Below are 23,840 nucleotides of genomic sequence, written 5' to 3' on the forward strand. Positions count from 1 at the left end.
CAGGCCAGGGTCAGGCGGGCGCGCGACACCAGTTGAGGATCGCGGCGGCATCGGCGGGCAAGGCGGTGGCGAGGTCTTCGGCGAAGGCGGCGAACGCCGCCCGGTGGTCATGGCTGACGCCGGTCAGGACGGGGATGCCCGCGCCCAGCGCCTCGGCGATCAGCGGGCGGAAACCGCGTCCCTCGGCCTCTTGCCGACCGAACTTGTTGACGATGAGAAGCCGGGGCCGCTGCCCGAGCGCGACCGCCACGCGCCCCGCCGCCTCTTCCAGCCCGGCGGTGTCAAGCTTGCAGCCATTCGCTCCGCGGCCAAGCGTCTGGCTGATGCGGATCGTGCCGGACCCGTCGAGAAGCCGCAGGTCCATGTCGCAATCGCCGGTATCGCACCTGCCTGCGTTCACCTGCACCGCACCGGCCAGCGCCCAGCCCTCGGCCGCAAGGGTTTCGGCCACCTCGGCCAGAAGCCGGTCGATGCCGCCGCGTGTCGCCTCGGCCGTCACATATCCGAACATCGCCCGCTTCCGCTTGAACCTTCGGGCAGAGCCATACAGGATCGCCGCGGGCCTTGAAAGACGGGGCCGCATGAGGTGACGATGACCGCTGATTTCCGCCCCGCGACCGATGACGACATTCCCGCCGTGCTGGACCTTTGGCAGCGCGCGGGCATGACGCGGCCATGGAACCCGCCAGAGGCGGACATCGCGGCGATCCGCGCCAATCCGAAATCCGCCCTGCTGGTGGCGCTACGGGACGGGCGCGCGGTGGCAAGCGTCGCGGTCGAGGATGGCGGCCACCGCGCCTGGGTCTATTACCTTTGCGCCGATCCCGGCTTGCGCGGTCAGGGCTGGGGGCGGCGCGCGATGGCCGCGGCAGAGGAATGGGCGCGGGCCAGCGGCCATACGAAGCTGCAATTGCTGGTCCGCAACTCCAACGCGCCGGTCCTGTCCTTCTATGACGCGCTTGGCTATGAGGAGAGCGCGGTGAAGGTGCTTCAGAAATGGCTCGACCCGGCGCGCGAGAAGGCCTTTCGCGACAATCCCGATGTCCACTGATCCGGGTGGCATCCTGCCCGCCGTGATCCTTGCGGGCGGGCGCGGTACGCGGATGGGCGGGGCGGACAAGGCGTTCCTGCGCCTTGCCGGGCGGCCAATGATCGCGCATCTGATCGACCGGCTGGGGCGGCAATGCGCGCCGCTGGCCATCAACGCGGGCGGAGAGGCCGGACGCTTTGCCTTTACCCAGTTGCCGGTGCTGTCCGACAGCGTCGCGGGGCAGCCCGGACCGCTGGCCGGTATCCTTGCCGCGATGGACTGGGCGGCGGCGCTGGGGGCCGGTTGTGTCGTGACCGCCGCCGTGGACACGCCGTTCCTGCCCGCCGACCTTGCCGACCGCCTGCGACGGGCGGCGGGGCCGTCCGGCCTTGCCATCGCCGCCAGCGCCGACGACACCGGCCGGATGCGGCGGCACCCGACCTTCGGCCTCTGGCCGGTGCGCTTGCGCGGGCCGCTGCGGGCGGCGCTGAACACAGGGGAGCGGAAGGTGATGCTCTGGGCCGAGGCGCAGGGGGCGACGGTCGCGGAGTTTGGCGCCACGCCCTTCGATCCGTTCTTCAACATCAACACGCCCGAGGATCTTGCCGAGGCAGAACGGCTTGGCGCCGGGCTTTGAAGACGTCCTTGACCGATGGTCCCCCCGACCACGCGCTTCCGATCAACCCTCACCCGCCGGGCCGTCACCGCGCCGGATGAAATAGGCCATCCCGGCACCATCCGGCGTGTCGGTAAGGAACTGATGCCCCGCCTCGCGGCAGAAATGCGGGACATCGACCACGGCGGCGGGATCGGTGGCGCGAAGCCGCAGAACCCTGCCCGGCGCCATCGCCAGCAGGCGCTTGCGCGCCCTCAGCACCGGCAGCGGGCAGATCAGCCCGCGCGCGTCGATATCCTCATCAAACTCCATGACGTTTCCCTATAGCGTTTCGGGTTTTCGTTAAGAAAGTAAGTATCAGAATTCGAACGAAATAAGTTCGAATTCTGAGTCAGGGTAAACCCGAAATGCTTCAGGCGCCTAGGCCCATGGCCACAAACTAAAAGGGCGGAACCCTGCGGTTCCGCCCCCTGTCTCTGGCATCGCCCGGAAGATCACTCTTCCTCGGCCTCGCCTTCGGCTTCTTCCGCGCCGTCCTCGGCCTCGGCCGACCGCAGGCCCGACGGGGCCGCAAGGTTGGCGATGACGAAGTTACGCTTGATGGTCGGCGTGGCGCCCTTCGGCAGCTCGATATCGCCGATGTGGATGACGTCACCGATTTCACGGCCGGTCAGGTCGACGGTGATGTGATCGGGGATGTCGCCCGCGGTCACTTCCAGTTCCACCTCCGGGCGCACGATCACAAGCGTACCGCCCTTCTTCAGCCCCGGTGCCTTCTCGTGATTCTCGAAGGTAACGTGGATGAAGAGGTTGATGCGCGAGGTCCGCTTCAGCCGCATCAGGTCGAGATGCGTCGGAAGGTCCTTCACGACGTCGCGCTGAACGCCACGGCAGATGACGCGGACATCGTCCTTGCCTTCGACCTTGAGGTTGAAGAGCGTGGACAGGAAGCGGCCTGCCTTCAGCTTTTTCAGAAGCGCGTAGTAGTTCACGTTGATCGCGAGCGGGTCTTCCCCACCGCCATAAACGATGCCGGGTACGTAGCCCTCACGACGAGCTTGACGAGCGGCCCCCTTGCCTGTCCCCGTCCGTACCTCGGCGACAAGATCAGGGATCTTACCAGCCATTGGTCTCTCCATAGATGTTTAAGGGCATCCTCCAAGGGTGCATGCCCATGAGGCGCGGGCTATACGGCGCTTTGATCCGAAAGGAAAGCGGATTCTGCCCCGCGCGCGGCTGTCGCGAACGGTCGCATTTCGTGACTCCCCCCCGGCGAGGCCCTGTGTTAGCGCTTGAACCGCGACAGAACCAGACGAGCAGGAACACCATGTCTTTTGCCGAGGCCGCACGGATCGCGCGCGCCCCGAATGCGGCCCTTGCCGCCGTCGGGGTCTTCTGGGGCGGGTTTTCGGCCTATGTCCCCGCGATCAAGGCCGGGATCGAGGCGCCGGACGCGGCCTTCGGCCTTGCGATGATGATGTCGGCCGTGGGCGGTATCACCGCGATGGCGCTGGCGCCACGGATCATGGCGCGCCTGGGGGCGAACGGGCTTTGGGTGGCGGGGCTTTTGCTGGTCTTGGCCTTCGCCTATCCGGTGGCCGCGCGCGGGATCGCAGGCTTTGGCGTCGCCATGGCCCTGGTGGGGGCCAGCGTCTCGCTTCTCGACATCGGGGCCAACATGCGCCTGTCGGTGATGGAGGCGCGGTTCGACCGCCACCTGATGAACTTCTCCCACGCGATGTTTTCCTTCGCCTTCGCGGGCTCGGCGCTGGTGGCGAGCCTGCTGCGCAGCGCGGGGCTGTCGGCGCCTGCCGCCTTCGCGCTTCTGGCCGCCGTCGCGCTGGTGCTGGTGCCGCCGATGCGTCAGCGGCGTGACTGGCAGCCCGATGAGGCCGCCCCCGAAGGGTCGGATATCCGCAATCCCTGGGGACCGATCGCCATGACCGCCGCGATCCTCTTCATCTCCTTCGTCAGCGAGAACACGACGGAGACATGGTCGGCGCTGCATATCGAGCGCACGCTGGGCGGCGCAGCGGGGCATGGCGGGTTCGGCCCCGTCGCCCTTGGCCTGACGATGGGCTTCGGGCGGCTGGCCGGTCAGGTCGCCGCGCGCCGTCTGGGTGAGGCGGGGCTGGTCATGTGGTCCGCCGTCGTGGGCGTTCTGGGCGCCGCCGTCATCGCCCTTGCCCCGACGCCCGCGATTGCGGTCCTTGGCGTCGGCCTGCTGGGTCTGGGGGTTGCCGTCACGGTGCCTTCGGCGAACTCGATCCTTGGCAAGCTCGTCCGTCCCGATCAGCGTTCGCTGGCGATCTCGCGCGCCTGGATGGTCGGCTTCACGGGCTTTTTCCTTGGCCCTTCGCTGATGGGCCTGATCGCGCAGACCGAGGGGCTGCGGGTGGTCTTCGTCACCGTCGCGGTCATGCTGGCCGCGATCGTGCCGCTTGTCCTTCTGATGAAGGCGCGGGCAGGCGGGCGTCAGCTGTAACCGTCAAGGAAGCCGTTCGGCACAAGGACGTTGTGACGGCCAAGGCCGGAGACCTGCGTCTCGCCTGAGAGAGCCATGGAGGTTTCCAGTTCCTTCTGGATCACCTCAAGCGCGCGGGTCACGCCCGCCTCGCCCATCGCGCCCAGACCATAGACGAAGGCACGGCCGATCATCACGCCCTTTGCCCCCAGTGCCAGCGCCTTCAGCACGTCCTGGCCCGACCGGATACCGCCATCCATCCAGACCTCGGTCCCGCCCCCCACCGCTGCGGCGATCTGCGGCAGCATGCGGATCGAGGACAGCGCACCGTCCAGCTGCCGCCCGCCGTGGTTCGACACCACGATGGCGTCGGCCCCGGCGCTTGCGGCCTTTTCCGCATCCTCGGGGTCAAGGATGCCCTTCAGGATCACCTTGCCGCCCCACATGTCCATCAGCTTCTTGATCTTGTCCCAGTTCAGCGCCGGGTCGAACTTTTCCGCCGTCCAGGCGGAAAGCGAGGAAGGATCGCTGATCCCCTCGACATGGCCGACGATATTGCCGAAGAAACGGCGCTTGGTCTGAAGCATCTCGATCCCCCAGCCCCATTTGGTCGCAAGGTCCATCAGGACCGGCAGGGTGAATTTCGGCGGCGCGGACATGCCGTTCTTGATATCCTTGTGACGCTGGCCAAGGATCTGAAGATCGACGGTGATGACAAGGGCCGAACAGCCCGCCGCCCGCGCCCGGTCGAGAATGCGGCGGTTAAAATCGTCGTCGTTCAGCGTGTAGATCTGAAACCAGAAGGGTTTCGTCACATGCGCGGCCACATCCTCGATCGAGCAGATCGACATGGTGGACAGCGTGAAAGGTACGCCGAACTTCTCGGCCGCGCGTGCTGCCTTGATCTCCCCATCCGCGCTTTGCATGCCGGTCAGCCCCACCGGCGCCAGCGCGACCGGCATCGCCACGTCCTGTCCGATCATCGCCGAGCGCGTGCCGCGCCCGGTCATGTCGACGGCGATCCGTTGCCGCAGCCGGATCTGCGCGAAATCCGAGGAGTTTTCGCGGAAGGTCTGCTCGGTCCAGCTTCCCGTTTCGGCATAATCGTAAAACATCTTCGGAACCCGGCGGCGGTAGATGCGCTTCAGATCCTCGATACAGGTGATGACGGGCATGGCGGGATCTCCGTTCATTGGTCATTTTTACTTACCAATTCACCACCGCCATCGCAATGCGCTTTCGCACTTGCGCTGCCCGCACGGGCAGTATCGACTGCCCGCGAAAGAGGGGCACATGGATACGATCTGGTGGGGGTTTCTGGGCGGATGCGTGGCCGCCATGGCGACGACGCTTGGCGCGGTACCTGCCCTGATCGGGCGGACCATGTCGCAGCGGACCTCGGACACGATGCTGGGCTTCGCCGCCGGGGTCATGCTGTCGGCCTCATACTTCTCGCTGATCCTGCCGGGTATCGACGCGGCCGAGGGGCTTTATGGCTCTCTCCTCGCCGCGGCACTGGTCGCCGGGCTGGGCATCGCCCTTGGCGCGGGCTTCGTCGCCTGGCTGAACAGCGCGCTGCCGCATGAGCATTTCACCTCGGGCCGCGAGGGAGCCGAAGCGGCGGCGATGGCGCGGATCTGGCTGTTCGTGATCGCCATCACCATCCACAACTTCCCCGAGGGCCTGTCGATCGGCGTCTCTTTTGGCGGCGGCAATCTCTCAAACGGGCTGTCGGTGATGACCGGCATCTCGCTTCAGGACATGCCCGAGGGGCTGGCCGTCGCCGTGGCGCTGGTCGGGCGCGGCTATTCGCGTCCCCGCGCCTTCCTGGTCGCGCTGCTGACCGGCGTCGTGGAACCCGTGGGCAGCCTGATCGGCGCCGCGGCGGTGTCCGTTTCCGGCGCGCTTCTGCCCTGGGGGCTGACCTTCGCCGCGGGCGCAATGCTATACATCATCAGCCATGAGATCCTGCCCGAGACGCATCGCAACGGCCATCAGGACCGCGCGACGGCGGGGCTGATCTTCGGGTTGATCCTGATGATGATCCTCGACGTGACGCTGGGCTGAACCGCGCCTGAACCCGGCCCTTCGCGCCCGGCCGGCCTCCGGCGGGAGTATTTGGGCAACGAAGAAGCCCTATGGCATTTCGGGTTTACGATGAATCAACGCAAACCCGAAACGCTTCAGGCGGAATGGGCGCCGTCGGCGAGGCCCTTGACGAAGGCGAGGATCTCGGCGACCGGGCGCTTTTCCTCGACCAGTTTCACGATCGCGGTGCCGACCACGGCGCCGTCGGCGACCGAGGCGATGGCCTTTGCCGTCTCGGGGCTGCGGATGCCGAAGCCGACGATGACCGGCAGATCGGTCGCGGCCTTGATCCGGGCGACCTCGGGGGCGACATCGGTGGCCTCGGCCGCCGCCGCGCCGGTGATGCCGGTGATCGAGACATAGTAGACGAAGCCGGAGGTGTTTTGCAGCACCTTCGGCAGGCGCCGGTCATCGGTCGTGGGCGTCGCGAGGCGGATGAAGTTCATGCCCGCGCGGTTGGCCGGGATGCAAAGCTCCTCATCCTCTTCCGGCGGCAGGTCGACGACGATCAGGCCATCGACGCCCGCGGCGGTGGCGTCGGCGAGGAACCTTTCCACGCCGCGCGAGTAGATCGGGTTGTAATAGCCCATCATCACGATGGGCGTGGTGTTATCGCCCTTGCGGAACTCCGCCACCATGTCGAGCGTCTTTTGCAGCGTCTGGCCGCCTTCCAGCGCGCGCTGACCGGCAAGCTGGATCGTCGGGCCGTCGGCCATCGGGTCGGTGAAGGGCATCCCAAGCTCGATCACGTCGACACCGGCGGCGGGCAGGCCCTTCATCAGTTCAAGCGAGGTGGCGACATCGGGGTCGCCTGCCATGATGTAAGAGACAAAGGCCTTGCGCCCTTGCGCGCGCAGCCGGGCGAAGCAGTCGTCAATTCTGGTCATGGCGGTCCCCGTCCTTACACTCGCATGGCCTTGCACGGGCCGGGCGGGAAAATCAAGGGGCGGCGCGCAGTGTCGCGCCCCCTTGCGCCGCGCGCGGCGAAAGGGCATCCAAGCCGGATGGACTGGCTGAAGATCATACATATTCTCTGCGTGATGGGGTGGATGACCTCTATCTTCGCGGTGCCGCGCGCGCTGATCTACTGGAAGCGCGAACATGCGAAGCTGGGCGGGTTCGGGCCGCTGGGCGACCTGACCATCCGACTTTACCGCTTTTCCGCAGGGCTGGGCGTGATCGCGGTGGCGACCGGGCTCTGGCTTGGCTGGCAGGTCTGGTCCTTTGCGCCCTGGGTGCATGTCAAGCTGACGCTGGTCCTGCTGCTGGCGCTGCATTACATCTGGACCGGCGTTCTGGTCCGGCGCGCGAAGCGGGGGGAGTTTCGCGAATCCGACCTTTTCCTGCGCATTTTCAACGAGATCAGCGTGGTCGCCGTGATCGCGATCCTTTGGGTCGTGGTGGTCAAGCCGTTCTGACGCTTGCCTCGCCCCCCTGCCTGCCCTAGAAGCGCGACCGACCTTAGCGCCGGAGGGTAAGATGGGTTTCAGGATGGGCATCGTCGGGCTGCCGAACGTGGGCAAGTCCACCCTTTTCAATGCGCTGACGAAAACCGCCGCCGCGCAGGCCGCGAATTTCCCCTTCTGCACCATCGAGCCGAACGTGGGCGACGTGGCCGTGCCGGACCCGCGTCTGGACCAGTTGGCCGCCATTGCCGGGTCGAAACAGACGATCCCGACGCGGATCACCTTCGTCGACATCGCGGGCCTTGTGCGCGGCGCGTCCAAGGGCGAAGGGCTGGGCAACCAGTTCCTTGCCAATATTCGTGAGGTCGACGCCATCGCCCACGTCCTGCGCTGCTTCGAGGATGACGACGTCACCCATGTCGAGGGCAAGATCGACCCGATCGCCGATGCCGAGACGATCGAGACCGAGCTGATGATCGCCGATATGGAAAGCATCGAGCGGCGACTGGCCAATATCGCCCGCAAGATCAAGGGTGGCGACAAGGAGGCCGTGGCGCAGGAAAAGCTGATGAAACAGGCGCTTGCGGCGCTTGAATCAGGCAAGCCCGCGCGCAACGTCGAGGTCGCGGCAGAGGATGAGAAGGCGTGGCGGATGCTTCAGCTTCTGACCTCAAAACCCGTTCTCTTCGTCTGCAATGTCGAGGAAAGCTCGGCCGCATCGGGCAATTCGCTGTCGGCGAAGGTGGCGGAGATGGCCGCACGGCAGGGCGCGGCCTCGGTCGTGATCTCGGCCAAGATCGAGGAAGAGCTGGCGCAGATGGATGCCGGTGATGCGGAGATGTTCCTGGAAGAGATGGGGCTGCATGAGGCGGGGCTGGATCGCCTGATCCGCGCGGGCTACGACCTTCTGGGCCTTCAAACCTATTTCACCGTCGGCCCGAAAGAGGCCCGCGCCTGGACCATCGAGAAGGGGACGCTGGCCCCGCAGGCCGCCGGTGTGATCCACGGCGATTTCGAACGTGGCTTCATCCGGGCCGAGACCATCGCCTTTGCCGATTATGTCGCCGGGAACGGCGAGGCGGGCGCGCGCGAGGCGGGCAAGTTCCGTGTCGAGGGCAAGACCTATGAGGTCAAGGACGGCGACGTCCTGCACTTCCTTTTCAACGCCTGAACCGGGCTACGGGTCGATGGGGTCAGCCCGCAGGGCGGCGGCGATGTCGCCATCCAGCGGGGTGGCAAAGGATTTCAGGATGAAGGCGAGGGTGGAGTAGAACCCGACCGTCGCGATCAGGTCGAGCGCGCCTTCCGCGCCCATCTCCGCCAATAGCCGCGCCTTCGTCGCCGGGGTCAATTCCGCACCGTCCAGAAGCTCGTCCACCGCCGTGGCAAGCAGCGCGTCGGCGGGGGCCATCTGGTCGGGCGATCCCCGCATCGACCGGATGCGCGTGTCATCCAGCCCGCATGTGCGCGCGCGGACAACGTGCTGCGCCCATTCATAGGCGGACCCCAGTCGCACCCCGGTGCGCAAGATCACCACTTCGGACCGGTCGCGGCCCAGCGAGGTCCGGTTGACGACGTGTTCGCGAAGGTCCGACCATGCCTTCAGAAGTGCCGGATGGTGGGCCATCACGCGATAGACGTTCAGGCCCCCGGCAAAGCCGCTGCGCATCTCGGGGATCGACTCGGGCCAGTCCTCATCGGAGACCGGCAGCATGGGATTGTCGTTGGCCATATTCGTTCCTCAGCCCAGCGCCACGTCTATCGCGCCTGAAAGCTTGTCGACAAGCTCATCCAGTTGCGCGTCCTCGATGATGAAGGGCGGCGCGAGCAGGACGTGATCGCCGCTCCGCCCGTCGATGGTCCCCGCCATCGGGTAGCAGATCAGCCCGGCCTCGAACGCGGCCTTCTTGATCTTTCCCGCAATGCCGCGCGACGGGTCGAAGGGGGCCTTGCTGTCCCGGTCATCGACCAGTTCGATGCCCCGGAACAGACCCCGCCCGCGCAGGTCACCGATATGGGGGTGCTGGCCGAAACGGTCCTGAAGCCGCGCCATCAGCTTGTCGCCCTGTACCTTCACCCGGTCGACCAGCCCGCGGTCGAGAATGGCCGAAACCACCGCATGCCCCGCCGCCGCCGCGACCGGATGGCCGATATAGGTGTGACCGTGCTGGAAGAAGCCCGACCCGCCCGCAATGGCATCGTAGATGTCGGAGGTACACAGCATCGCCCCGATCGGCTGGTAGCCCGCGCCAAGGCCCTTGGCGATGCAAAGGATATCGGGCGCGACATCGTCCTGTTCGCAGGCGAAAAGCGTCCCGGTCCGGCCCATGCCGCACATGACCTCATCAAGGATGAGGAGGACGCCGTATGTGTCGCAGATCTCACGGATACGGCGGAAGTATCCCGGCGCGGGCGGGAGCGCACCCGCCGTCGCGCCGACGACGGGTTCGGCCATGAAAGCCATCACCGTTTCCGGCCCAAGGCGCAGGATTTCCGCCTCAAGCGCGTCGGCGGCGCGGCGGCCATAGGCCTCTGGGCTTTCCCCCTCGGCGCGGTAGCGGTAGTCGTAGCAGGGGTCGATATGGCTGACATCCAGCAGGAGCGGCCCGAACTGCGCCCGGCGCCATTCGTTGCCACCGGCCGACAGGGCGCCGATGGTATTGCCGTGATAACTTTGCTTGCGCGCGATCAGGCGGCCGCGCTGCGGTTCGCCCTTCTCGACCCAGTATTGCCGCGCCAGCTTGATCGCCGCTTCGGTCGCCTCGGACCCGCCGGAGACAAGGTAGACCCGGTCGAGCCTGCCCGGCGCGTGGGCGATCAGCAGATCGGCGAGCGCCTCGGCCGGTTCCGAGGTCAGAAAGCCGGTATGCGCGAAGGCGAGCTTGTCCAGCTGCGCCTTGATCGCCTCGGTCACCGCCGTGTCGCCATGGCCCAGGCACGACACCGCCGCGCCGCCCGACCCGTCGAGATAACGCTTGCCGGTGCTGTCGAGCAGATAGCAACCTTCGCCGCCCACAGCGACGGGCGGGGCGGATTTCGTGTGCCGGGGGAAGATATGGGACATGATCGGCTCCTACCGTTTCACTGGCCCGCGGCGGGCCTCAGGATGCGTGGGGCTGCGGTTCGGGCATGACGATCCGCCGCGCGCCCTCGGCGAAGGCATTCAGGGTCAGAGGCCAGGTCGCGCGCGGCCAGCGCAGTTCCATCTCCCCCAGTCGGGGACGATATACCGCCGTGTAAAGCGTTCCGAAACCGCGATCGAAGGCGGTGGAGTAGATCGGGCGGCGCAGGAAGGCCGAAATGAACTTGTCCTCCGGCTCCACATGCAGGGTGAGGCGCTGCAAGAGGAAACGTTCGCGTTCCACCGTCGCGGTCATGCGGGCATGGGCATCCCATTCGACCCGCTCCTGATGGTTGGTGGCGACCGCCGCATGGGTCAGGAGGGTGGCGCGATCCGGGGCCATCAGTGCGGTCAGGAAATTCCGCTTCCGGTCCAGAACGGTGACATTGTAGCTCATATGCGTGGGGATGCGGACCAGGGCGCGGCCGGCCTCCTCGGCCGTTGTACAGGTCTGAAGCACATAGCGCAGGATCAGCGGCACGCCGAACCCGTCCCCCACCACGCGCCGCCCGCCAAAGGTCAGCGACACCGCAAGCCCGGCGTCGTTGACCCCGTCGACCAGCCCCCAGAGACCGTCCGAGGTCCCCATGACGGTCCGCCCCTGCCAGCCGGTATGCAGCACGATCCCTTCGAAGGACCGCGGATCGTAGTCGTAGTTGCGCACCAGAACGGGTTCCCTGCCGGGCCAGATCGCCTGACTGCATCCCGACAGATAGGGCGGCGGGCGGTATAAGCTGAGGAAACGGGCGGCCAGATCGCCGCCACCGGCCAGCGCGCAAAGCTCTTCGTAAAGCGGCAGGATTTCGGGCATGTGGGTTTCAAGCGCCCGCAGACTTTCGCGGTAGGTCGGGCGCGCATCCTCCCCTTCCCGCAGCCACCATGTGCGGTAGGCGGGCCAAAGCTCCTCGAAAAGCGCGGCCCATTTCGGGCCGGGCCGGTCTTCGCTTATGGCCCGCCACCAGAGGTCCATTACATGATCTTGAACGCGGGATCGGAAAGCGCCGGACCGGCCGCCGTCATCGGCAATGGATCGGCCGAGAAGGCGGACTTGATCCCGTGGATCCACTTCAGCGCGCGTTCGTTCAGCCGGAACCCGTTGGTCATCGACCGGCCGCGCGTGACGAGGATACCAAGATCGGCGCCTTCATAGCGATAATCGCCGGGCTTCAGGATGCGCAGGAAGAAGGCCTCATTCTCCGATTCCACCGCGCGGCGGTGATAGTCGAAGCGGTCGAAGACCACGCGACCATCTTCCAGCATCCGGTAGATGCCCGTCTGCGGCGCGCCCGTCAGCCGGTCCACCGAATCCTCGGTATGCTTGATGACCATCTGGCTCCAGCCGTCGATCATGTCCGGGTCGGCCCAGCGGGCGTTCAGCTCATCCACGTCCAGCTTGAACTGCGCTTTGGAGAATTCGAGCAGGTGGAACAGGAACAGGGGCGCGTCCGCATGGGCGAAGGCGGCGTGGTTGGTCATGGAAGAGGCGCCGGTGATGCGCGGGTTCAACTCCCCCAGCCAGATGTCGCCGGTCTTCTTGTCAATCAGGAAATCAAGCTCGAAATAACCACGATAGCCTTCCTTGCGAAGCTGTTCGCCAAACTTGAAGGTCAGGTCGCGGGCCTTCTGCCGAACCTTGGGCGCGAAGGCGGTGGCGAAGATCTCATTCCCGCACCAGCCGCCGCGATAGGGGGTCAGTTCCCTGAAGCCCACAAGCTCTGTCATCAGGGGGCCGACGATGGTGCCTTCGCTGGTCGCGCAGCCCTCGATGGCGGAGCCGCGACAGTCGATCCGCTTCATGATCTTGATCTCGCCCTCGCCGACGATCTCATGTTCATGGCGGCGGAAATCGGCCTCGGACTTGATGAAGAAGGTGGTGTGACCGCTGTCGCCAAAGGCCGATTGCAGGACGAGGTCATGGCCAAGCCCGGCCTTCTCGCAGGTCTTCTTCAGGTCCTCATAGCTTTTGACCTCGGCCAGCGTATTCGGCACCGATGGCACACCGGCCTTGTTGCCGACGCGCACCGTCTCGATCTTGTTGTCCATCTTGGTGCGAAGCTTCGCCTTCGGGAACCAGACATCGCCACCCAGTTCCTTTGCCAGGCGCTCCGTCTCCTCATCGAACATCAGGAAGACGAATTTCGGCTTGCCGCCGCGCCGCTTGATGAGGTCGATCACCTCCTTGTGCTGGAGGAGGTAGTTGTTGATGTCCTCGATCGACTGGAATTCGGCATGCGGCTGCTCGGAGGGGCAGAAGACGTTGGGGTGACGTCCGTCATAGCAATCTATGTAGCAGATATACTTGAAGTTCTTGCACCACTCATCAATCCCCAGAAGGTTGAAGTTCGTGGCCGAGACGAAATAGACCGGGTCCTCGTTACGGTGAAAGAAGCGGCGGATTTCCGAGATGTTGTTCAGCTTTGTCTTGGACATGTCTTACTCTCTCCCTCTCTATTCCGCCGCGGTGGCGAGTTTGGTCATCTGGCTGGCCAGCGCATCCTCGGTGAACACCCTGAGACCAAGTTCGGCGCGGTAGCCGTGGATCTCGTTCACGTCGAGCGCGCGCATGAAGGCAAGGATTTCCCGGCTCACGACCTGTCCGGGGACAAGGATCGGGAAGCCCGGCGGATAGGGGATGATGAAAGACGCCGAGACGACCGCGCGGCCCTTGTCCATCTCCTTCTCGATCCCGCCTTCCAGTTCGAGGTAGTCGCACTTGTTTTCATCGTAGGACAGGAAGAAGGCGCTGCGGATGTCGCCTTCGCCGGTCTCAGCATCGGTGCAGAAGGCCGGGTGGAACTGCGAGAAGTCGGGCAAGGGCGGCAGGTCCTGCATCAGGTTCCTGACGCGCCGCTCGAAGGCCAGCCGCTCCATCTTCGAGGCATCGTCAAGCCGGTCGTCCAGTTCCTTCGCGATCTCCACCAGAACCTCGATCAGATAGGCGACCGAGGATCGCGTGGTCCCGATATTGGTCATGAAAAGGACCGTGTTGCGCGAGGTCTTGTTGATCTGGATGCCGTATTTATCCATGAGAACTTGCGTCTTGAACGTGTCACCGTCCCATCCGGTTCCCCCCACGGCCAGCGTGACCCGCGTAGCATCAAGGACGAATTCGTCCTTTTCCCAGCACTCCCAGATATCGGTCCAGCCCTGATCGGGGTCGTAATAGCTTTCCACCCCGCTTTCGCGGAAATCCTCGGGGATCATGTCGCCTGCGGCAAGGACCTTGAAGTATTTCTGCAAGAGCGGGTGGGTAGAGATCGCGCGGCGCATGGCCATCGCCGCCTCAACCTGGCGCTGGACGAATTCGAACCCTTCCAGTTCCACCTGCCGCCGCCCGACGTCGAGCGAGGCGATGATCTGGTAATTCGGGCTGGTCGAGGTGTGGGTCATATAGGCTTCGTGGAAGCTTTGCTCCACCTCGCCCTTGAAGTCCTGATCGTTGACATGGATCATCGACCCCTGCCTGAGCGCAGTCAGCGTCTTGTGCGTCGATTGTGTGGTGTAAACCCGCACCCGCGCCGTGGGCGGCGGGATCAGTCGGGTTTTCAGCAGCGTCGCCTCATCGGCATCCTCCAGCTTTTCGGCCTGTTTGGCATGGGCCTTGGCGTGTTCGGGCGACCGCAGCCGTTCACGCAGCACATTGGCGGCGTTCATGCCGGTACGCTGGCGGTAGGTCGGGCCGAAGCGGGCGAAGGCGAACCATGCCTCGTCCCACAGGAAGATCAGGTCGGGCTTGATGGCGAGGCATTCCTCCATCACCCGTTCGACGTTATAGACGATGCCATCGAAGGTGCAGTTGGTCAGCAGAAGCATCCTGACCTTGTCGAGCTTGCCCGCCGCCTTCAGCTTCAGAAGCTGATGCTTGATCTCCCGCAGCGGCACCGCACCATACATCGAGTATTCGTTCAGCGGATAACTGTCGAGGTAACGCACCTGCGCGCCGGCCAGCACCATCCCGTAATGGTGCGACTTGTGGCAGTCGCGGTCGATCAGCACGATATCCCCCGGCCGGACCAGCGCCTGCACGACGATCTTGTTGCAGGTCGAGGTGCCGTTGGTGGCAAAGAAGGTCTGCTTCGACCCGAAGGCGCGGGCGGCGTATTCCTGCGCCTTCTTGATCGGCCCGGTCGGTTCCAGAAGGCTGTCCAGCCCGCCCGATGTCGCCGATGTTTCGGCCAGGAAGATGTTGGGGCCATAAAAGGCGCCCATGTCCTGAATCCAGTGCGAACGGGAAATGGACTTGCCCCGGCTGATCGGCATCGCATGGAAGACGCCGGTGGGCTGTTTGGAATATTCCACCAGCGCGGTGAAGAACGGCGTCTTGAACCGTGACTGAACGCCGCGAAGGATGTTCAGATGCAGTTCCATGAAGTCTTCCTGATTGTAGAAAACCCTGCGGCAGATCCCCAGATCGAGACCTGCGATGTCCTCGACCGAGCGGTCGGTCACCAGATAAGCGTCAAGTTCCGGCCGCACCCGCGCGATCAGGCGGCACAGTTCCGGCCCGTAATCCTCGGGCGGGATGTCCTCGATCCGGTCCTCGCCGCCCGCGCGGTTCAGGTAGCGCGTCAGGATCGGCAGATCGACATCGGATTCAAGCCGTAGGCCCGGCCGCACAACGATGGCCTGGATGTTGTAGTTGAAGAGGATCCCGATCAGCGCGTCCTTGAGGCTTGGCACCACGACGGGTTCGTAGATGAAGGCATCCTCGGGCCTGCGCATCGAGGTCATGTTGGCCTTCAGCCAGCGTTCCTGATGCTCATTCACGTCATCGACGATCAGCACCTCGAAATAGGGCTTCGTCAGCGCCCGCGCCTCGGGCGGCAGAAGCGCCTCTTCTTCCTGCTCCTCGTCAAGGCTGCCGCGCTCCAGCGGGATATGCCGACGGCGATAGGCGCCGGTGCCAAGGCCACGGGTCACACGGCGGGCGGCGAATGCGACCTCTTCGATCAGCCCGTGATCGAACTGCCGCCGCATGTGGTCAAAGGCGGATACGCCGGGAAAGGCCCAGTAGCGTTCGATGACCGCCAGCGCCTCGAAAAGCGCCGCCGCCTCGGCCCTGATCTGTTTCGAGCGCCTTCCCTCCGGCTCACGCTCAAGCTGATCCAGCTTTTCGCGCAAGGCGCTCCAGCGGTCGGACCGCAGTTGCACCGCCGAGTAGTAGTCGCCCATCGACTGCATTCGTTCCTCCTCATGCAGAGGCGTCCGCCAGCCGATGCGCCGTCCTCCCGGACGCCTCGGCCGGTGTCAGCCCGTGGAAATACGCCCCGCCAGCGGCGGCACGCCGTCATCATCGCGGAACGGCGGACCCATCGACTTGTGCGCCTCACCGATCACGGTTGTCTCGCGCGGGTTGATGCCGGACAGCGACCCCTGCCGTGGCATTTCAAGCGCGCCAAGGCTGTGAAGATAGGCATCCGCCCCGCTGGCCCGGTCATAGACCGGGAAATCGACCGACCTGTCGCGGAAGCTTTTCAGCACCTGACCAAGGCCCTTCATCCCCGTCTCGCGCGTCCGCCGGACAAGGGCGAGGTCGACCTCGATCGGGAACATATCCTCCTGCCCCGCCGACTGGTGCAGCACCGTGGCCGACGGGTCGACAACACAGGACCGGCCGTTGCCCCCGGCGCCAAGGCCGTTCACGTCGACAACATAGCACTGGAACTGCGCCGCCGTCGCCCGCGCGATGGCCAGTTCCGCGTCGCGATCCGTGGTGCCGGTCAGGACCGGGTGCAGCAGCACCTCCACCCCCTGCGCGGTCAGTTGCCGCGTGGTTTCCGGGAACCAGATGTCATAACAGATCGACAGGCCGAAACGCCCGACATCCGGCACGTCGAAGACGCAGAACTCCGTCCCCGCCTCGACCTCCGTCTCATAGGGCCGGAAAGGAAACATCTTGCGATAGCTCGCCACGATCTCGCCCGCGGGATTGATGACGGCGGCGGTGTTGAAGATGCGGCCATCCTCGGTTCTTTCGAACATCGAACCGGGGATCAGCCAGATATTGTGCTTGCGCGCGGCGTCCTGAAACCGCGACAGGCTGTCATTGTGGAACGGCAGCGCGAATTTCGGCAGCGGCCCAAAGGGTGCGAGTTCCGAAAACAGCACCATCTGCGTCCAGGGAAACCGCGCCATCAGGATGTCCAGCCGGTGAAGCATGCCATCGGTGTTGGACTGAAGCGCGTTGACGTACATCTGCACGCCGGCGATAGCGAAAGGGGTCATATGCGGGCCTGTATCGTTCCCGGCCCCTGCTGCGGGCCGTTCCCTCGCCATATCACCGCACGACCAGAACGGAAACCGGCGAGCGCCGGACAACCCTGTCGGCGCGCGATCCGACCAGGAACTCCCTGACCCGGTCGGGCGCGTGGCTGGCCATCACCACAAGGTCCGCCCCGGTCGAGGTGATGTGGTCAAGGACAACGTCATGCACCCGGCCCACCGCGACATGGCTGATGGCCTCTCGCGCCCCCGCCCCGTCAAGCAGCGCGTCAAGCTTTTCCTTGGCCGCTTTCAGCGCGTTTTTCTGAAAGTCCGGCGGAAAGTCCGCCGCCACAAGGGCCGCCCCGTAATCCGGCACGACCGACAGGACATGAAGCGCGGCGGCGGAGTCGCGCGCGATTTCCATCGCCGTGGGCAGCGCCTTTTGCCATGAGGCGGCATCGCCCAGATCGACGGTCAGGAGGATGGTCTTGTACATCTCTTGCCCTCCTCAGGCTTCGGCCCGGCGCGGCTTCGGCGCGCGGCCCCGTTGCAGCATCACCACACCCGCCAGAACCAGAAGCGCGGGGATGAACATCCAGTATTTCGACGGCACCGAGGCCGGTTTCAGGACGCGCAGCACCTCCTGATCCCAGTCGAGCCCTGCCTTCTGCGCGGGCGAGTCATAGGCGGCATCGTCGATGATCATCTTGTCGCCGTCCTGCCGGAAGGCAAGACCGGCGGCGGCCAGCTTTTCGTCCCCCGTCGCCTCGGCGCCCATCGGGACCAGGGCGACAAACTGGATCGGATCGCCCAGATCGTTGACGCCCGCCACCCGGACACGAAGGTTTTCACCCGCAGGCGTATCGGCGGCGGCGGCGGCGATCTCGGACGGGGCGACCTCGGTGAAGGGCGGATAGATCATGTCCATCCAGAAGCCGGGCCGGAACAGAGTGAAGGCAACAAGCAGCAGGGCGATCCCTTCATGGAAGCGGTTCCTTGCAAGGAACCACCCCTGCGTCGCCGCCGCGAAGAGGAGCATGGCGATGGTGGCGACGCAGAAGATGAAGATGCCGTGCAGCCAGTCCACGTTGATGAGCAGGAGGTCCGTGTTGAAGATGAACAGGAACGGCAGCGCGGCGGTTCTGAGCGAATAGAAGAAGGCCACGACGCCGGTCTTGATCGGATCGCCCCCCGACACGGCGGCGGCGGCAAAGCTTGCCAGACCGACCGGCGGCGTCACGTCGGCCATGATGCCGAAATAGAAGACGAAGAGATGGACCGCGATCAGCGGCACGATCAGCCCGTTCTGCTGGCCCAGCGTGACGATCACCGGCGCAAGCAGGGCCGACACGACGATATAATTCGCCGTCGTCGGCAGGCCCATCCCGAGGATCAGCGACAGAACGGCGGTCAGGACAAGGATGGCAAGGATATTGCCGCCCGACAGGACCTCAACCACATCGGCGAGCGCGGACCCCACGCCCGTCTGGCTGACGGCGCCGACGATGATGCCCGCCGTCGCGGTGGCGATGCCGATGCCGATCATGTTGCGCGCACCGGTGATGAGGCCGTCGAAAAGGTCGCTGACGCCCTTGCGCACAGCGCCGCCGAACGCCCCCTCGCCGCGCATCATCGCCATCAGGGGGCGCTGGGTCAGCAGGATGAAGATCATGTAGGCGGTCGCCCAGAAGGCGGAAAGGCCCGGCGACAGGCGATCGACCATCAGCGCCCAGACCAGCACCACGACCGGCAGGATGTAATGCAGCCCCGCGCGGATCGTCGGCCCCGGCAGCGGCAGTTGCGTGACCGGCGCGTTCGGATCGTCCAGATGCAGCGGCTCTTCCTTCGACGCGATCCAGAGGAGGCCGACATAGACCAGCGTCAGGAAGGCGAAGACGATGTAGCCCGCCGTTGCCGGGAAGGCCGGGCGGACCCAGCCCATGCCATAATACACGGCCAGCGAGACAGCGCAGATCGCGGCGATGGTAAAGGCGATGCCGATCAGGCGCTGGACGATAGGCTTGGGCGTATAGGCGCGCGGCAGCCCCTCCATCCCCGCCTTCATCGCCTCAAGATGCACGATATAGACCAGCGCGATGTAGGAGATGACGGCGGGCAGGAAGGCATGGCGCACCACGTCGAAATAGGGAATGCCGACATATTCGACCATCAGGAAGGCGGCCGCGCCCATCACCGGCGGCATGATCTGGCCGTTGACCGAGGACGCGACCTCGACCGCGCCGGCCTTTTCGGACGAGAAGCCCACCTTCTTCATCAGCGGGATGGTGAAGGTGCCGGTCGTGACCACGTTGGCGATGGACGAACCCGAGATCAGGCCCGTCATCGCCGAGGAGACGACAGCGGCCTTGGCAGGCCCGCCGCGCATATGGCCCATCAGGGAAAAGGCGACCTGGATGAAGTAGTTCCCCGCACCCGCCTTGTCGAGGAGCGAGCCGAAGAGGACGAAGAGGAAGACGAAGGAGGTCGAGACGCCCAGCGCGATGCCAAAGACCCCCTCGGTCGTGATCCATTGGTGGTTCACGATTTCGGACAGGTTGTTGCCCTTGTGGGCGATGATCTCGGGCATGTAGGGGCCAAGGACCGTGTAGACGAGAAAGACGCTCGCCACGATCATCAGCGCCGGGCCAAGCGCGCGGCGCGTGGCTTCGAGAAGGATCAGGAGGCCGATCACCGAAACGACGAAATCCTGCAAGATCGGCGCGCCGACACGGCCGGAGATGTCCTTGTAATAGACATAGAGGTAAAGCGCGGTCGCGGCACCCACCACGGCCAGCGCCCATTCCCAGGGCGGTATCCGGTCCTTGGGTGAGCCAAGCAGGATCGCGGCGACGATGGCCAGCGACACCAGCGGAATCCACCAGACCGGCGTGCCTTCCTTGGCCGAGACGAAGAACAGGATGCCAAGGATCACAGGCACCCCGATGCCAAGCGCAAGCTGCACCTTGGTGCGCGCGGCCGGGAAGGCGGCGAAGGCCAGGAAGATCGCGAAGGCGAGGTGGATGGAGCGCGCCTCGGTATCGTTGAAGACGCCGAAGCCGAGCATGAAGGGGATCGGAGAGGCAATCCAGATCTGGAACAGCGACCACGCCAGTGCGACGATCGCGATGAAGGCGCCGACCGGCCCCTGTTGACCGCGCGCGCCGGTGTCCGACGACGCGACGAGTTCGTCAAGCTCCGCCTGGCTGAGGCCACCATGTCCGGCGGCTTCATTTTCGACCACGGCGGCTTGCTGCTGGTCCTGTCCTGTCATGTCCCCCCCTGACCCTTGCCGGGTTCATCACCGATTGAGATGAAAGTATCGTCCGGCGTCGACGAAGGTAGATCGGCCGGTCGTGGCGCCGCCCCACGGACGGGACGGCGCGAAGGGCTGGCTTACATCCAGCCGCGTTCCTTGTAGTATTTCTCCGCCCCCGGATGCAGCGGCGCGGACAGACCGTCCTTGATCATGTCCTCTTCCTTCAGGTTGGCGAAGGCCGGATGCAGACCCTTGAAGCGGTCGAAATTGTCGAAGACGGCCTTGACCACCTCATAGACCACATCGTCGGGGACGTCGGCCGAGGTCACGAAGGTTGCCTTCACGCCGAAGGTCTCGACGTCGTCCGGGCTGCCGGCATACATGCCGCCGGGGATAGTCGCCTTGGCATAATAGGGGTTGTCCGCGACCAGCTTGTCGATGGCTTCGCCGGTCACCGGAACCAGATTGGCCTCGACGGTCGAGGTCGCCTCCTGGATCGAGCCGTTCGGGTGGCCGACGGTGTAGATGATCGCATCGACCTTGTTGTCGCCAAGGGCGGCGGCCTGTTCGGCGGGCTTGAGCTCCGAGGCCAGCGCAAAGTCGCTGTCGCTCCAGCCCATCGCACCCAGCACGACCTCCATCGTCGCGCGCTGGCCGGAACCGGGATTGCCAACATTGACGCGCTTGCCCTTCAGATCCTCGAAGCTGGCGATGTTCGCATCCTTGCGGGCGACGACGGTGAACGGTTCGCCATGCACGGAAAAGACCGCGCGCAGCTTGTCGACCTGCTTGCCCTCGAATTCCGAGGTGCCGTTATAGGCGTGGTACTGCCAGTCGGACTGGGCAACACCCATGTCCATGTCGCCCGCCGCGATGGCGTTGATATTGGCGATGGAGCCGCCCGTGGACGGCGCGGTGCATTTCAGCCCGGTCGTCGGGGTGTCGCGGTTCACCAGACGGCAGATCGACTGCCCGACGACGAAGTAGACGCCGGTCTGGCCGCCCGTTCCGATCGTGATGAACCTTTCCTCTGCGCCGGCAGCCGTCGCCAGAGCCATCGCACCCGCGAAGGTAAAGGTCTTGAGGTAACTCATTGCGTTTCTCCCTGTCGTACCAACCATGATGCTCGATGACGTCCGGGATCTTCCGCCCCGGTTTGTCGCCTTTGCAGCCGCTCAATAGCCCCGGCACAGCTCACGCCGCAGCGAGAGTTTCAGCCTGCCGGGATCGGGTCTGTTCGCAGCAATGCCACATTCCGTGCGCGGGCTGGCCGCGCTGGATCTCCGGCGAGGCCGGGAAACGATCCGATTGGGAACATTGGCACATTCCATTAGGGATACGGTAGCGCCCAAACTTGCAGAGTTCAACGCCTGTCGTAACGGAAGCTTCGGTCGGCCTTTTCAGGGAAATCCGCATGGAAGAGGACAGAGGTGACGCCATGGCGCTTCGGAATGCGGCAGGAACACTGTGCCGCGGACGAATCTTTGGCGCCCTGTCACGATCTGTCAGTCTGGTTGCACGCGGTCGCCCGGCAGGGTGAAGCGTGCCTCGAACCCGCTATCCCGGCCCGCGCGCGGGGAGAGTAGGTCAAGCCGGGCGCCTGTGCGTTCGGCGATGGCAGCGACGATGGCAAGGCCAAGGCCGATTCCGTCGTCGCCGGTTCCGGCCCGTTCGAAGCGATCGGTCAGAGAGGCCAACCTGCCCGCCGGGACGGTGGGGCCGTCATTGGCGACGCTCAGGGTTCCGTCGGCGGTGAGCGTGACATCGACCGGCGCTTCCGCCGCGCCGTGGCGCAGGGCGTTCTCGATCAGGTTGCGCAGGAGGATGGCGAAGGCGTCGGGGTCCAGATCAGACATCACCGCGCCATCCGGCAGCGACAGGGCGATGCGCCCCTGCCCCACTGTCCGGGAAACGTCCCCGGCCACGACCTCGGCCACGGGGCGCAGGTCCGCCGCCTTGTCCCGCCTGAGCCGCCCGCCCTCGGCGCGGGCCAGTTGCATCAGCCGTTCCGACAGGCGCGTCAGGCGTTTCAGCGTGGCCTCGATCCCCGCCGCGCGGGCCCTGGCGTCGGGATCGCGGGTTTCCGCCTGCAAGCGCTGCGCCTGGGCGATGGCCCCGGCCAGCGGCGTGCGCAGTTCATGGGCGGCGTTGGCGGCAAAGCTGCGCTCGGCCTCGAAGGCCGAGGAGAGGCGGGCGAGAAGGCCGTTCATCGCATCGGCGACGGGGGCGATTTCCACCGGCAGGCCAGAGGCGGCCACCGGGCCAAGATCGCGCGCCCCACGCGCCGCCAGACGGTCGCGAAACTGGCGCAGGGGCGCAAGGCTGGCGCGGACGGCGAGGACGATGGTCAGCAGCGCCACCGGAAGCAGGATCAGCAGCGGCAGACCCAGGCCCATCTGAAGTTCCCGCGCAACGCTGGCGCGATGGTCCAGCGGTTCGGCCACGGTGATGCGGACCGTGCCTTGCACCGCCTCATCGTTGTAAAGCCGGTGCGTCGCGGTCTGACGGAAGCCGGTGCCGTCCCAGGCGGGAAAGCTCGCCGGATCGGCGCTGTGCGAGGTCAGCAGGACGCGCCCCTGATCGTCTCGCACGATGTAGGTGAAGAATTCCTCATGGTTGCGGATGGCGGCGAGGCGCTGGCTGATCCCCTCTTCCTCGCGGTTGAGGATATCAATGGCGGCAAGCGGCAGAAGACGCTGCGCGGTTTCCTGCAAGGCGGCGTCGAAGACCTCTTCCATCTCCGTCCGCGCAATCAGCGCCGTGACGCTGGCAGCCGCGATCCAGACCAGCGTCAGGCCGAGGCCGAGCCAGAGGCCCAGACGGCCCTGAAGGCTGCGCGGCGCCCTCATCCCCGCCCCAGCCGGTAGCCGAGGCCGCGCTCTGTCTCGATCACCCCGGCGCCCAGTTTCTTGCGCAGGCGGCTGACATGGACCTCGATCGTGTTGCTTTCGACGTCCGATCCGAAGGCGTAAAGCTTGTCTTCCAGCTGCGCCTTGGACAGAAGCTGGCCGGGGCGCGACAGGAACGCCTCGAACAGCGCCCATTCCCGCGCGGTCAGGGTCACCGGGCGGCCGTCGCGGTGAATGCTGCGGGCGGCGAGGTCGATGGCAAGCGGCCCGTGCGTGACGATGGGGTTGGGGTTGCCGGCATAGCGCCGGGCGACAGAGCCGATGCGGGCAGACAGTTCGGCCAGATCGAAGGGCTTGACCAGATAGTCGTCGGCGCCCGCGTTCAGCCCCTCGATCCGGTCGCTGATCTGGTCAAGCGCGGTCAGGATGATGACCGGGGTGACATCGCCCTTCGCGCGCAGTTTGCGCAGGAAGGGGATGCCCCGTCCGTCGGGCAGCATCAGGTCGAGGAGAACAAGATCGAAGGCCGCCCCGGCGATCGCGTCGCCCGCCGCGTCCAGCCGTTGCACCCAGTCGACGGAATGGCCATCAGCCGCCACCTGATCGCGCACGGCGGCGCCCAGAACGGTGTCATCCTCAATCAGCAAAATCCTCATCTTCCGTGCCGTCCCGTTGCCTTGCCCGTGGCTATCCATGCCCGCCCCCGCTGACGAAAAGCTGAAGCCCGGCGGCGGTCTTCTTCAGGCTGCTGTCAGCTTCGCGGGGCATAACGCCCCCAAGACTGGCCGCGACCCGGAGTTTGGCGT

22 protein-coding genes are annotated in these 23,840 nt (G+C 65.4%); 6 read left to right on the top strand and 16 right to left on the bottom strand.

The window, feature by feature from the left end; genetic code table 11:
• Positions 1–10: 10 nt before the first annotated feature.
• Entirely contained in the window at positions 11–511 is a 501-nt protein-coding gene (locus LX70_RS09150) for a DUF2478 domain-containing protein (protein WP_105514344.1), read from the bottom strand.
• A gap of 81 nt (positions 512–592) precedes the next feature.
• On the opposite strand from LX70_RS09150, the gene LX70_RS09155 reads away from it, so the two are divergent.
• Positions 593–1,051 carry a GNAT family acetyltransferase gene (locus LX70_RS09155; protein ID WP_105514701.1) on the top strand — a complete coding sequence of 153 codons (459 nt, stop codon included), beginning with the start codon at positions 593–595 and terminating at the stop codon, positions 1,049–1,051.
• Positions 1,041–1,667: a molybdenum cofactor guanylyltransferase MobA gene (gene mobA / locus LX70_RS09160; protein WP_105514346.1), complete on the top strand. Its 627-nt coding sequence runs from the start codon at positions 1,041–1,043 to the stop codon at positions 1,665–1,667. The genes LX70_RS09155 and mobA overlap by 11 nt, the downstream gene beginning before the upstream one ends.
• Positions 1,668–1,709: 42 nt before the next feature.
• Here the strand turns inward: mobA and LX70_RS09165 are convergent, their stop codons facing one another.
• Both LX70_RS09165 and LX70_RS09170 read right to left on the bottom strand, forming a co-directional pair.
• Entirely contained in the window at positions 1,710–1,958 is a 249-nt protein-coding gene (locus tag LX70_RS09165; RefSeq protein WP_105514348.1) for a sulfurtransferase TusA family protein, read from the bottom strand.
• A 182-nt stretch (positions 1,959–2,140) separates the two neighbouring features.
• Positions 2,141–2,773, bottom strand: a complete 633-nt coding sequence (locus LX70_RS09170; protein WP_105514350.1) for a 50S ribosomal protein L25/general stress protein Ctc — start codon at positions 2,771–2,773, stop codon at positions 2,141–2,143.
• Between the two features lie 200 nt (positions 2,774–2,973).
• Here LX70_RS09170 and LX70_RS09175 point away from each other — a divergent pair, with 200 nt between their 5' ends.
• Positions 2,974–4,131, top strand: a complete 1,158-nt coding sequence (locus LX70_RS09175) for an MFS transporter (protein ID WP_105514352.1) — start codon at positions 2,974–2,976, stop codon at positions 4,129–4,131.
• Here the strand turns inward: LX70_RS09175 and LX70_RS09180 are convergent.
• The gene (locus LX70_RS09180; RefSeq protein WP_105514354.1) at positions 4,122–5,285 is read right to left on the bottom strand and encodes an alpha-hydroxy acid oxidase; all 1,164 of its coding nucleotides are present in this window, start codon (positions 5,283–5,285) and stop codon (positions 4,122–4,124) included. The two genes, LX70_RS09175 and LX70_RS09180, sit on opposite strands and share 10 nt — an antisense overlap.
• 118 nt (positions 5,286–5,403) lie before the next feature.
• Between LX70_RS09180 and LX70_RS09185 the strand changes: the two genes are divergently transcribed.
• Complete coding sequence (locus tag LX70_RS09185; RefSeq protein ID WP_105514356.1) at positions 5,404–6,177, top strand: ZIP family metal transporter; 774 nt, start codon at positions 5,404–5,406, stop codon at positions 6,175–6,177.
• A gap of 116 nt (positions 6,178–6,293) precedes the next feature.
• Here LX70_RS09185 and trpA read toward each other — a convergent pair whose 3' ends face one another.
• Positions 6,294–7,085 carry a tryptophan synthase subunit alpha gene (gene trpA, locus LX70_RS09190; RefSeq protein WP_105514358.1) on the bottom strand — a complete coding sequence of 264 codons (792 nt, stop codon included), beginning with the start codon at positions 7,083–7,085 and terminating at the stop codon, positions 6,294–6,296.
• 117 nt (positions 7,086–7,202) lie between these two features.
• On the opposite strand from trpA, the gene LX70_RS09195 reads away from it, so the two are divergent.
• Together LX70_RS09195 and ychF are read left to right on the top strand one after the other, a co-directional pair.
• Positions 7,203–7,616, top strand: a complete 414-nt coding sequence (locus LX70_RS09195) for a CopD family protein (RefSeq protein ID WP_105514702.1) — start codon at positions 7,203–7,205, stop codon at positions 7,614–7,616.
• 61 nt (positions 7,617–7,677) lie between these two features.
• A complete protein-coding gene (gene ychF, locus LX70_RS09200) occupies positions 7,678–8,775 on the top strand; it encodes a redox-regulated ATPase YchF (protein ID WP_105514361.1) in 1,098 nt (365 codons plus the stop codon).
• Between the two features lie 6 nt (positions 8,776–8,781).
• Here the strand turns inward: ychF and LX70_RS09205 are convergent, their stop codons facing one another.
• The 11 genes from LX70_RS09205 to LX70_RS09255 form a co-directional block, all read right to left on the bottom strand.
• Entirely contained in the window at positions 8,782–9,336 is a 555-nt protein-coding gene (locus tag LX70_RS09205; RefSeq protein WP_105514363.1) for a carboxymuconolactone decarboxylase family protein, read from the bottom strand.
• A 9-nt stretch (positions 9,337–9,345) separates the two neighbouring features.
• Entirely contained in the window at positions 9,346–10,668 is a 1,323-nt protein-coding gene (locus tag LX70_RS09210) for an aspartate aminotransferase family protein (protein ID WP_105514366.1), read from the bottom strand.
• Positions 10,669–10,705: 37 nt separating this feature from the next.
• A complete protein-coding gene (locus LX70_RS09215) occupies positions 10,706–11,695 on the bottom strand; it encodes a C45 family autoproteolytic acyltransferase/hydrolase (protein WP_105514368.1) in 990 nt (329 codons plus the stop codon).
• Positions 11,695–13,155, bottom strand: coding sequence for a biotin carboxylase (locus LX70_RS09220; protein ID WP_028031988.1), 1,461 nt, complete (start codon positions 13,153–13,155; stop codon positions 11,695–11,697). Before LX70_RS09220 ends, LX70_RS09215 begins: the two co-directional genes overlap by 1 nt.
• A gap of 18 nt (positions 13,156–13,173) precedes the next feature.
• Positions 13,174–15,906, bottom strand: coding sequence for an aminotransferase class I/II-fold pyridoxal phosphate-dependent enzyme (locus tag LX70_RS09225; protein ID WP_105514370.1), 2,733 nt, complete (start codon positions 15,904–15,906; stop codon positions 13,174–13,176).
• A 66-nt stretch (positions 15,907–15,972) separates the two neighbouring features.
• Positions 15,973–16,950, bottom strand: coding sequence for a carbon-nitrogen hydrolase family protein (locus tag LX70_RS09230; protein ID WP_105514703.1), 978 nt, complete (start codon positions 16,948–16,950; stop codon positions 15,973–15,975).
• 52 nt (positions 16,951–17,002) lie between these two features.
• Positions 17,003–17,425, bottom strand: coding sequence for a universal stress protein (locus LX70_RS09235; RefSeq protein WP_105514372.1), 423 nt, complete (start codon positions 17,423–17,425; stop codon positions 17,003–17,005).
• A gap of 12 nt (positions 17,426–17,437) precedes the next feature.
• The gene (locus LX70_RS09240) at positions 17,438–20,200 is read right to left on the bottom strand and encodes a TRAP transporter permease (protein ID WP_105514374.1); all 2,763 of its coding nucleotides are present in this window, start codon (positions 20,198–20,200) and stop codon (positions 17,438–17,440) included.
• Between the two features lie 122 nt (positions 20,201–20,322).
• Positions 20,323–21,279, bottom strand: coding sequence for a TAXI family TRAP transporter solute-binding subunit (locus tag LX70_RS09245; protein WP_105514376.1), 957 nt, complete (start codon positions 21,277–21,279; stop codon positions 20,323–20,325).
• Positions 21,280–21,690: 411 nt separating this feature from the next.
• Positions 21,691–23,034, bottom strand: coding sequence for a sensor histidine kinase (locus LX70_RS09250; protein WP_105514378.1), 1,344 nt, complete (start codon positions 23,032–23,034; stop codon positions 21,691–21,693).
• Positions 23,031–23,690, bottom strand: coding sequence for a response regulator transcription factor (locus tag LX70_RS09255; RefSeq protein ID WP_105514704.1), 660 nt, complete (start codon positions 23,688–23,690; stop codon positions 23,031–23,033). The genes LX70_RS09250 and LX70_RS09255 overlap by 4 nt, the downstream gene beginning before the upstream one ends.
• Between the last annotated feature and the right edge of the window lie 150 nt (positions 23,691–23,840).

The organism is Albidovulum denitrificans (genome assembly GCF_002973535.1).
Taxonomy (GTDB): domain Bacteria; phylum Pseudomonadota; class Alphaproteobacteria; order Rhodobacterales; family Rhodobacteraceae; genus Albidovulum; species Albidovulum denitrificans.

Coding starts and splice junctions, on each gene's coding strand:
- LX70_RS09255 (WP_105514704.1), bottom strand. CDS start 23,690: ATGAGGATTTTGCTGATTGAGGATGACACCGTTCTGGGCGCCGCCGTG.
- LX70_RS09230 (WP_105514703.1), bottom strand. CDS start 16,950: ATGACCCCTTTCGCTATCGCCGGCGTGCAGATGTACGTCAACGCGCTT.
- trpA (WP_105514358.1), bottom strand. CDS start 7,085: ATGACCAGAATTGACGACTGCTTCGCCCGGCTGCGCGCGCAAGGGCGC.
- LX70_RS09225 (WP_105514370.1), bottom strand. CDS start 15,906: ATGCAGTCGATGGGCGACTACTACTCGGCGGTGCAACTGCGGTCCGAC.
- LX70_RS09150 (WP_105514344.1), bottom strand. CDS start 511: ATGTTCGGATATGTGACGGCCGAGGCGACACGCGGCGGCATCGACCGG.
- LX70_RS09240 (WP_105514374.1), bottom strand. CDS start 20,200: ATGACAGGACAGGACCAGCAGCAAGCCGCCGTGGTCGAAAATGAAGCC.
- LX70_RS09220 (WP_028031988.1), bottom strand. CDS start 13,155: ATGTCCAAGACAAAGCTGAACAACATCTCGGAAATCCGCCGCTTCTTT.
- LX70_RS09215 (WP_105514368.1), bottom strand. CDS start 11,695: ATGGACCTCTGGTGGCGGGCCATAAGCGAAGACCGGCCCGGCCCGAAA.
- LX70_RS09210 (WP_105514366.1), bottom strand. CDS start 10,668: ATGTCCCATATCTTCCCCCGGCACACGAAATCCGCCCCGCCCGTCGCT.
- LX70_RS09205 (WP_105514363.1), bottom strand. CDS start 9,336: ATGGCCAACGACAATCCCATGCTGCCGGTCTCCGATGAGGACTGGCCC.
- LX70_RS09195 (WP_105514702.1), top strand. CDS start 7,203: ATGGACTGGCTGAAGATCATACATATTCTCTGCGTGATGGGGTGGATG.
- LX70_RS09175 (WP_105514352.1), top strand. CDS start 2,974: ATGTCTTTTGCCGAGGCCGCACGGATCGCGCGCGCCCCGAATGCGGCC.
- mobA (WP_105514346.1), top strand. CDS start 1,041: ATGTCCACTGATCCGGGTGGCATCCTGCCCGCCGTGATCCTTGCGGGC.
- LX70_RS09250 (WP_105514378.1), bottom strand. CDS start 23,034: ATGAGGGCGCCGCGCAGCCTTCAGGGCCGTCTGGGCCTCTGGCTCGGC.
- LX70_RS09235 (WP_105514372.1), bottom strand. CDS start 17,425: ATGTACAAGACCATCCTCCTGACCGTCGATCTGGGCGATGCCGCCTCA.
- LX70_RS09170 (WP_105514350.1), bottom strand. CDS start 2,773: ATGGCTGGTAAGATCCCTGATCTTGTCGCCGAGGTACGGACGGGGACA.
- LX70_RS09165 (WP_105514348.1), bottom strand. CDS start 1,958: ATGGAGTTTGATGAGGATATCGACGCGCGCGGGCTGATCTGCCCGCTG.
- LX70_RS09155 (WP_105514701.1), top strand. CDS start 593: ATGACCGCTGATTTCCGCCCCGCGACCGATGACGACATTCCCGCCGTG.
- LX70_RS09180 (WP_105514354.1), bottom strand. CDS start 5,285: ATGCCCGTCATCACCTGTATCGAGGATCTGAAGCGCATCTACCGCCGC.
- ychF (WP_105514361.1), top strand. CDS start 7,678: ATGGGTTTCAGGATGGGCATCGTCGGGCTGCCGAACGTGGGCAAGTCC.
- LX70_RS09185 (WP_105514356.1), top strand. CDS start 5,404: ATGGATACGATCTGGTGGGGGTTTCTGGGCGGATGCGTGGCCGCCATG.
- LX70_RS09245 (WP_105514376.1), bottom strand. CDS start 21,279: ATGAGTTACCTCAAGACCTTTACCTTCGCGGGTGCGATGGCTCTGGCG.